Raw genomic sequence first — 8,172 nt, forward strand, 5'->3', positions numbered from 1 at the left:
AGCCAGTCTTGAGTGCTTTGTGGGGAACAGAGCAGGCCTCATCCAAAAACTGCACCACCGTCCCCATGCACGCCTGCCGCTCTTCAACATGCGGCATGTGGCTGGAGTCTTCGAACAGCGCCCAGCGCACATCGGCAATCTCATCCAGGAACGGCTTGACCACCAGCGGCGTGGCCTCGTCATGCCGGCCGGAAATCACCAGGGTCGGCACATTGACCTTCGACAGCCGGCCAATCACGTTCCAGTCTTTCAAACTGCCAATCACATGGAATTCCGTCGGGCCGCTCATGGCGTGATACACCGTCGGGTCCGAATCCACTTGGGCGAAGGTGCGGGCGACTTCTTCCGGCCATGGATTGACCCGGCATACGTGCTGGTCATAGAAAATCCGCGAGGCGGCCAGGTATTCGGGGTCTTGGTAGGTGCCGGCCTGTTCGTGCTTGAGCAGGGTTTCGTGCACGCCTTCAGGCAGTAACTTGCGCAGGCGGTTGGCCTCGGCGACCCAGGTCCGCATGCAGGTCGGCGAGTTGGCCGGGATAAACGCACGCAGACCCTTGGGTTGCAGGATGGCGTGTTCGCTGCCGAGCATGCCGCCCCAGGATTGACCCAGGATTGCGTAGTTATTGCTGATTTGCAGGTGGTCCAGCAGGTTGTCCAGTTCTTCCAGGAACAAGCCCACGGTCCAAAACGACGGGTCTTTTTCAGGCAGGTGCGTGGAGCGGCCGTTGCCCAGTTGGTCGTAGTGAATGACCGCGTGGCCACTGGCAGCCACGTCCTTGTAGGCGTCGACATAATCATGGGTGCAGCCCGGGCCGCCATGGAGGATGACCAGTGGCGTGAGGCCGCTGTCCAGGTCGCCGGTGACCCGATACCAGGTCTGGTAGTCGCGAAAAGCCGCATAGCCTTCGCGGATGGTTTCGATGAATTCCATTTCGTGCCCTGCCCTGAGAAAAAAGTGATCAGGCACACGATAGTCGGCACAGAAAGTTTAAGTAACTAGCAAAACAGCTAGGTTTTGCCTTTGGATCAGTCTTCCAGCAACCGGTAATGAGTGGCTCGCACGACCGCTTGTACCCGGTTCTTGGCCCCCAGCTTATGCATGGCCGACGCCAGGTGCAGGGTGACAACGGCCAGGGAGCGGCTCAATTGCGTGGCGATTTCGGCGGCGGTCAGGCCGTCGGCAGCCCATTTCAGGCACTCGCGCTCGCGTTTGGTCAGACGGATGTGCGGGTAGGAGCGCAGTTCCTTGCTGAAAAGCGGGTAGGCCGCTTCCTGCAAGGCATGGGTAATCAGGTTGAAATCCGACAGGGTCTGGCGGGCATCCTCCAGCACCGTGCTGGCCTTGCCGGTGCGCAGGCCGGTCAGTGAGGCGAAGCCGCCACGGGGCAAATGGATCGGCACGCTGACGCCGCAGGTCATCTGCTGGTCGTGCAGGTAGCTGGAAACGGGGGCGTGGCAGGGGTCGATGATCTTTTGCAGCGCGGTGTCGGCCTTGGCCTCGTAGGACCAGACAAACGGTGAAACCGTCGACAGTGCGAGGTGTTGCACCGGATCGATCTGATAAAAACCGGAACTGCACCACAAGCTGTACCAGTCTGGCGGCGTATTGCGCAGTTGCAGCACAGAAGGGGTGATCAGTGCACCATTATGGTCAATGGGCACGGGGGTGTAGTCGTAGACCAGCGCATCAAAACCCAGGTCCTGGGCCAATACGAGGGTGTTGTCCATCTGTTCATCCAGGCTCCTGCCGGGGATGAGACGGTCATTAAAGGCAGTTAACCTGGCCAGCATCCGTTCTGCTCCCGAATTCGTTTGAATCTCGTCTTGCTGCAAGTAGAATGCCACGCCCCGGCGAAGGACTGCCAGACCAAACCTATAAGAATTACCAGGTTATGGACGCGCGGCATCCTCGGTAGTGTTGGCCTTTAAACGGCCACTATCCACAGGGCCGACACACAACAAGGAATGTATGCATGTGGCGTGAAATTGCCCCCGACCAGCAGTACAACGTGCAAGTCGATGGCCACAACCTCGTGGCCTACAGCTTTGGCGAAGGCGATGAAGTGTTGCTGTGTCTCAATGGCGGCCCGGGGCTGCCTTGCGACTACTTGCGCGACGCCCATGGCTGGCTCAAGGACAACGGCCTGCGAGTGGTTGCATTCGACCAGCTTGGCACCGGCGCATCAGCCAGACCGACCGATGTTTCGCTGTGGGAAATCAGCCGTTATGTCGAGGAAGTCGAGACGGTGCGTCAGGCCCTGGGCCTGGGTCGCGTGCACCTGCTGGGACATTCCTGGGGCGGATGGCTGGGCATCGAGTACGCCATTCACTATCCCGACGCGCTGAAAAGCCTGATCCTGGAAAACACCGTCGGCGACATTCCGCACCTGTCCCTTGAGCTGGAACGCCTGCGCGGCGCCCTCGGTAGCGAGACCGTGGCGATGATGCAACGCCACGAAGCCATGGGCACCCTCGACCATCCGCAGTACCAGGCCGCCATCACCTTGCTCAACTATCGCCACGTCTGTCGCCTGGACGAGTGGCCGGCGCCGGTCCAGCGCTCCCTCGGCGACTGGAACATGGGGCCCTACGAAACCATGCAGGGCCCCAACGAGTTCCTCTACATCGGCAACCTCAAGGACTGGAACCGCATCCCCGAGATGGCCGAATTCAAAATGCCGATACTGATCACCACCGGCCAGCACGACGAACTGACCCCGGCCTGCGCCATGCGTATGAAAAGCGCGGCCAGGCACGCTGAATTGCACGTGTTCCCCAACAGCAGCCATATGCCGTTTTACGAAGAGCCCCAGGCTTACTTCCCGGTGTTGCTGGACTTCCTTGCTCGTCACCGAGGCTGACGGATGAACCTGGCGCGTTACCGTTTTGTGCTGTCCCGGCCGCTGCAATTGCTGCCGGTACTGTTTGGCATCAGCCTGATCACCTTCGTGCTGGTGCGCTCGATTCCCGGTGACCCGGCGCGGGCCCTGTTGGGATCGCGCAGCACCCCGGACGCCTTGCTGAAGATCCGCGCCCAATACGGCCTCGACCAGCCACTCTGGCTGCAATATTTCTACTTCCTGAAGAACCTGCTCAAGGGCGATCTCGGCCAGTCGCTGCTGTACAAGGTCGACGCGCTGAAACTGATCGTCACCCGCATCGAGCCGACCCTGTTCCTGGTGCTCGGCAGCGTGCTGCTGGCGCTGTTGATCGCCGTGCCGATGGCCACCGTGGCCGCGCGTAATAAAGGTGGCTGGGCGGATAACCTGATCCGGCTGTTCACCACGGTCGGCCTGGGCATGCCGGCGTTCTGGCTGGGTTTGATGCTGATTCTGCTGCTCAGCGTGCAATGGGGCCTGTTCCCGGTCTCCGGGTATGGGCGCACTTGGCTGGACAAGGCGCACCACATGGTTCTGCCGTGCCTGACCATCGCCCTGGCGCTGTCGGCGGTGCTGGTGCGCAACCTGCGGGCGAGCATGCTGATGGAGTTGCAGGCTGATCACGTCACCGCCGCCCGGGCGCGCGGCTTGTCGGAGGCGGCGGTGTTTCGTCGTCACGTTTTGCCCAATTCCCTGGTGCCGGCGGTCAACCTGTTGGCGGTGAACATTGGCTGGCTGATCAGCGGCACGGTGGTGATCGAAAGCCTGTTTGCGATTCCCGGCATCGGCCAGTTGCTGGTGCGCGGGATTTTCACCCGCGACTACATGGTGGTGCAGGGCGTAGCGATGGTGCTGGCCTGTGCGACCGTGCTGGTCAACTTTGTCGCGGATGTGGTGACGGTCGCGCTGGACCCGCGAGTGAAGATGCAATGAGCAGTCGCCCCTTGATTGCCCCGTGGCGCTTGCGCCTGCGCTTTGGTTTTCGCAATGGCCGGCTGACGGCGGCCTGGGGTCTGTTGATTCTGCTGACATGGCTGGCGCTGGCCGTATTCGCCCCGTGGATCGCACCCTTTGATCCGATTGCGCAAAACACCGACATCAGTTTGCTGGGCCCCAGCGTCGCCCATCCATTTGGCACGGACAACTACGGCCGCGACATTCTTTCGAGGGTGATCTGGGGCGCGCGCATCGACCTGCAACTGGCGGTGGTCGGAGTGATCTTTCCGTTCCTGATCGGCACCTTTGTTGGCGCGGTGTCCGGTTATATCGGCGGGCGTTTTGACAGTTTCTGCATGCGGGTGATCGACGTCATCCTCGCGTTCCCCTTTCTGGTGCTGATGCTGGCGATCATGGCGATCCTCGGGCCGGGCTTGAAGAGCTTCTATATCGCCATGGCGCTGGTGGGCTGGGTGTCCTACGCGCGGCTGATCCGCTCGCAAATCCTGGTGCTCAAGGAAAGCGACTTCGCCCTGGCCGCCAAAAGCCTGGGCTTTGGCCATGGGCGCATTCTGTTTCGGCATTTGTTGCCCAACGCGATGTTCGGCTCGATTGTGTTTTCCATGTCTGACGCGGTGCTGGTGCTGCTCAACGGCGCAGCGGTCAGCTACCTCGGCCTGGGCGTGCAACCGCCGACCGCCGAGTGGGGCACCATGGTTGCCGAAGGCCAGGCGTTTATCACCACCGCCTGGTGGATTTGCACCTTCCCGGGCCTGGCCATCGTGACATTGGCCATGGGTTTCAGCCTGCTGGCCGATGGTGTGGCGCAAGTGCTGGGGGATCGCTCATGAGTCTTCTGCAAGTGCAGGACCTGAGTGTGATCGCCAACAACACCGGGCGCGATGTGACCCTGGTGGACCGGGTGTCCTTCGACCTGGCCGAAGGTGAAATCCTCGGTCTGGTGGGCGAAAGCGGTTCGGGCAAGACCATGGCTTGTCGCGGGCTGATGCGCTTGCTGCCGTCCCCGAACCTGCGGGTGCAGGGCGGTTCGGTGCGCCTGGCGGGCAAAGACCTTCTGACACTGGATGACGCTGGCATGCGTGCGGTTCGTGGCGGGCAACTGGGCATGATTTTCCAGAACCCCAGCAGCCACCTCGACCCGCTGATGCGCATTGGCGAGCAGATCGCCGAGGGCATCCGCCTGCATCAGGGCGCGTCGAAAAAAGACGCGCGATTGCAGGCTATCGAAGTGCTGCGCCAGGTCGGTATTCCGGATCCCCAGGCGCGTATCGACAACTATCCTCACGAGTTTTCCGGCGGCATGCGCCAGCGGGCGATGATCGCCGTAGCCCTGGGCTGCAATCCAAAAGTGCTGATCGCCGACGAGCCGACCACCGCCCTCGACGTGACCGTGCAGGCCCAGATCCTGCGCCTGTTACTGGACCTGCGGGACCAGCGCGGCCTGTCGATCATCATGATCACCCACGACCTCGGCGTGGTAGCGCAAACCTGCGACTCCATCGCCGTGATGTACGCCGGCCGCCTGTGCGAGCACGGCAGCAAATACGAGCTGTTGGCACACCCGCAACACCCGTACACCGCCGGCCTGATCGAGTGCCAGCCCGCCACCAGCAGTGGGCACGCCTTGTTGCGCACTATTGCCGGGCAACCGCCGTTACTCGATGCCTTGCCCAAGGGCTGCCGGTTCAACCCGCGATGCCCGCAAGTCGGCAGCTTGTGCACCGAGCTGTTGCCGGAAGGCGCACGGGTTGCCTGCCACTATCCCCTGGGAGTTCGCCCATGACGCTTTTACAGGTGAATGACCTTGAAGTGCGTTTTGCCGCCTCCGGCAGTGGCCTATTTGGCCTGAATAAACAGTGGGTGAGGGCGGTCAACGGCGTGTCGTTGACTCTGGCTGCTGGCGAAACCCTTGGGTTGGTGGGTGAGTCCGGCAGCGGGAAAAGCACCCTGGGGCGGGCGATCCTGCACCTCAACCCGATCAGCGCCGGGCAGGTGGTGTTTGACGGCATCGACATGGCCCACGCCGGGCCTGTCGACATCGCGCGTTTGCGGCACGAGACGGCGATGATCTTCCAGGATCCCTACGCGGCCCTGAACCCGCGTCTGACGGTCGGCGAAACCATCGCCGAAGTCCTGCGGGTGCAGCGCAAGGTGGCGTCAGAAAACATTCCACGCCGGGTCGACAAATTACTCGACCTCGTAGGCCTGCGCCCCGAACTCGCCAGCCGCAAGCCTGGCTCTCTCAGCGGCGGCCAGTGCCAGCGCGTCGGCATCGCCCGGGCGCTGGCAGTGGAGCCACGGCTGATCATCGCCGACGAATGCGTGGCTGCCCTGGATGTGTCGATCCAGGGCCAGATCATCAACCTGCTGCTGGAACTGCAACAGCGCATGAACCTGGCGATCCTGTTTATCGCCCACGACCTGGCCATCGTCCGCCGCCTGTGCGACCGGGTGGCAGTGATGTACCTGGGGAAAATCGTCGAGGAAGGCCCGGTGGAAGCGGTATTCACCACGCCGCGCCATCCCTACACCGCAGCGTTGATCCAGGCGATCCCGGAGATTGATCCGTACCGCCCACTGCCCAGCGAACCGTTGCCGGGCGAGCCGCCGAGCCCGCTGAAATTGCCCAGTGGTTGCGCCTTTCACCCGCGTTGCCGGCATGCACGAGCCGTGTGTGCCGAGGTATTGCCGCCGACTCACGTTGTGCAAACGCATCGGTACAGTTGCGTGCTTGAAGAACCTTTGCTTTGAACCCTTCCTGCCGATCATGAACAACCGCCGTTATAGACAAGGAGTTATGACATGCAATCCCGTCACTTGAAGTTGCTCGCCGCCGCCACGCTCACTGCGTGGTCGCTGACCGCCGGTATCGCCCATGCGGCCGGTGTACTCACCATCGGTTGCCGCGAAGACAGCACCACGTTTGACCCGATCAAAAGCGCGCAGAACCGCGACACCTGGGTGTTCGCCAACGTTTACGACACCCTGGTACGCGTGGATAACCTGGGCACCAAGATGGAGCCGGGGCTGGCAGAAAGCTGGGACATTTCCAAGGACGGCCTGACGTACACCTTTAAACTGCGGGCCGCGAAGTTCTCGGATGGCTCGCCGATCACTGCTGACGACGCCGCCTTCAGCCTGTTGCGCATTCGCGACAACAAGGCCTCGCTGTGGAGCGACCCGTTCAGCCTGATCAACACCGCCAAGGCTGCTGATCCGCAGACGCTGGTCGTGACCTTGAAAACCCCGGCGGTCGCCTTCCTCTCGCAACTCGCTTCGCCGACGGTGTCGATCCTGTCGGAAAAAGCCATGACCAAGATGGGCGAAGACGCCTACTCGGAAAACCCGGTGACCTCCGGCGCGTTTACCGTGGAAGAGTGGCGCAAGGGCGATCGGGTGATCCTGAAGAAGAACCCGAACTTCTGGCAGGCCAGTAACGTGAGCCTGGATGGCGTGGAGTGGGTGTCGGTCACCGACGACAACACGCGCATGCGCATGGTGCAGAACAACGAACTGGACACGGCGATCTTCGTCCCGTTCTCCCGGGTTGAAGAGCTTAAGAAAGACAAGAACGTGGTGGTCCACTCCGACCCGTCGACCCGTGAAGATCACCTGTTGATCAACCATGCCCACGGCCTGTTGGCCAAGCCGGAAGTGCGTCAGGCGCTGGACATGGCCATCGATAAACAATCGCTGGTGAAAACCGCCACCTTCGGCCAGGGCACCGTGGCCTATTCCTACATCCCAAAAGGCTCGCTGTACCACTACGCCAACAACCTGCAACGCCCTTATGACCCGACCGAAGCCAAGAAACTGCTGGCCGCCGCCGGTGCCCAGGACTTGAAGTTGAACTACGTGGTCAACGCCGGCAACGAAGCCGACGAGCAGATTGCGGTGATGATCAAGGATCAGTTGGCCAAGGTCGGCGTGACGGCCAACCTGCAAAAGGTCGACCCGACCCAAAGCTGGCAGATGCTGGTGGACGGCGAATACGACATTTCGGTGATGTACTGGACCAACGACATCCTCGACCCGGACCAGAAGACCACCTTCGTGCTGGGCCACGACACCAACCAGAACTACATGACTCGCTACAAGAACGACAAGGTCAAGGACCTGGTGGCGGCCGCACGGATCGAGGCGGATCCGGTCAAGCGTGAGCAGATGTACGTCGACCTGCAGAAAATGGCGAAACAGGATGTGAACTGGATCGATCTTTACTACAGCCCGTACATCAACATCTCACGCAAGAACGTGAGCAACTTCCTGCAAAACCCGCTGGGGCGTTTCACCCTTGAGGAAGTGGTGAAGAACTAAGTTCTAGAGAACACCGCAA

8 protein-coding genes are annotated in these 8,172 nt (G+C 61.4%); 6 read left to right on the forward strand and 2 right to left on the reverse strand.

The genetic code is table 11. The features are described from left to right. Both SNL23_RS03790 and SNL23_RS03795 read right to left on the reverse strand, forming a co-directional pair. Positions 1-931, reverse strand: a 931-nt coding sequence (locus SNL23_RS03790; RefSeq protein WP_318301649.1) for a proline iminopeptidase-family hydrolase, incomplete at its 3' end; no start/stop codon positions are given. A 95-nt stretch (positions 932-1,026) separates the two neighbouring features. After that, positions 1,027-1,791: a LuxR family transcriptional regulator gene (locus SNL23_RS03795; RefSeq protein WP_076017282.1), complete on the reverse strand. Its 765-nt coding sequence runs from the start codon at positions 1,789-1,791 to the stop codon at positions 1,027-1,029. Positions 1,792-1,973: 182 nt separating this feature from the next. Between SNL23_RS03795 and SNL23_RS03800 the strand changes: the two genes are divergently transcribed. The 6 genes from SNL23_RS03800 to SNL23_RS03825 are packed head-to-tail and all read left to right on the forward strand — an operon-like array spanning position 1,974 to position 8,153. After that, complete coding sequence (locus SNL23_RS03800) at positions 1,974-2,861, forward strand: proline iminopeptidase-family hydrolase (RefSeq protein ID WP_017477306.1); 888 nt, start codon at positions 1,974-1,976, stop codon at positions 2,859-2,861. Positions 2,862-2,864: 3 nt separating this feature from the next. Then, complete coding sequence (locus SNL23_RS03805; protein WP_076017283.1) at positions 2,865-3,812, forward strand: ABC transporter permease; 948 nt, start codon at positions 2,865-2,867, stop codon at positions 3,810-3,812. Beyond that, positions 3,809-4,666 carry an ABC transporter permease gene (locus tag SNL23_RS03810; RefSeq protein WP_318301650.1) on the forward strand — a complete coding sequence of 286 codons (858 nt, stop codon included), beginning with the start codon at positions 3,809-3,811 and terminating at the stop codon, positions 4,664-4,666. Before SNL23_RS03805 ends, SNL23_RS03810 begins: the two co-directional genes overlap by 4 nt. Next, on the forward strand, positions 4,663-5,619 hold the full coding sequence (locus SNL23_RS03815; protein WP_318301651.1) for an ABC transporter ATP-binding protein: 957 nt from the start codon (positions 4,663-4,665) through the stop codon (positions 5,617-5,619). Before SNL23_RS03810 ends, SNL23_RS03815 begins: the two co-directional genes overlap by 4 nt. Further along, the gene (locus tag SNL23_RS03820) at positions 5,616-6,587 is read left to right on the forward strand and encodes an ABC transporter ATP-binding protein (protein ID WP_318301652.1); all 972 of its coding nucleotides are present in this window, start codon (positions 5,616-5,618) and stop codon (positions 6,585-6,587) included. Before SNL23_RS03815 ends, SNL23_RS03820 begins: the two co-directional genes overlap by 4 nt. Before the next feature lie 51 nt (positions 6,588-6,638). After that, the gene (locus tag SNL23_RS03825) at positions 6,639-8,153 is read left to right on the forward strand and encodes an ABC transporter substrate-binding protein (RefSeq protein WP_167662591.1); all 1,515 of its coding nucleotides are present in this window, start codon (positions 6,639-6,641) and stop codon (positions 8,151-8,153) included. Positions 8,154-8,172: the final 19 nt, after the last annotated feature.

It is taken from the genome of Pseudomonas sp. SED1 (genome assembly GCF_034044025.1).
Taxonomy (GTDB): domain Bacteria; phylum Pseudomonadota; class Gammaproteobacteria; order Pseudomonadales; family Pseudomonadaceae; genus Aquipseudomonas.

Excerpts from the sequence above, each read along its gene's own strand:
- SNL23_RS03795 (WP_076017282.1), bottom strand. The coding sequence starts at position 1,791 with ATGCTGGCCAGGTTAACTGCCTTTAATGACCGTCTCATCCCCGGCAGG.
- SNL23_RS03800 (WP_017477306.1), top strand. The coding sequence starts at position 1,974 with ATGTGGCGTGAAATTGCCCCCGACCAGCAGTACAACGTGCAAGTCGAT.
- SNL23_RS03805 (WP_076017283.1), top strand. The coding sequence starts at position 2,865 with ATGAACCTGGCGCGTTACCGTTTTGTGCTGTCCCGGCCGCTGCAATTG.
- SNL23_RS03810 (WP_318301650.1), top strand. The coding sequence starts at position 3,809 with ATGAGCAGTCGCCCCTTGATTGCCCCGTGGCGCTTGCGCCTGCGCTTT.
- SNL23_RS03815 (WP_318301651.1), top strand. The coding sequence starts at position 4,663 with ATGAGTCTTCTGCAAGTGCAGGACCTGAGTGTGATCGCCAACAACACC.
- SNL23_RS03820 (WP_318301652.1), top strand. The coding sequence starts at position 5,616 with ATGACGCTTTTACAGGTGAATGACCTTGAAGTGCGTTTTGCCGCCTCC.
- SNL23_RS03825 (WP_167662591.1), top strand. The coding sequence starts at position 6,639 with ATGCAATCCCGTCACTTGAAGTTGCTCGCCGCCGCCACGCTCACTGCG.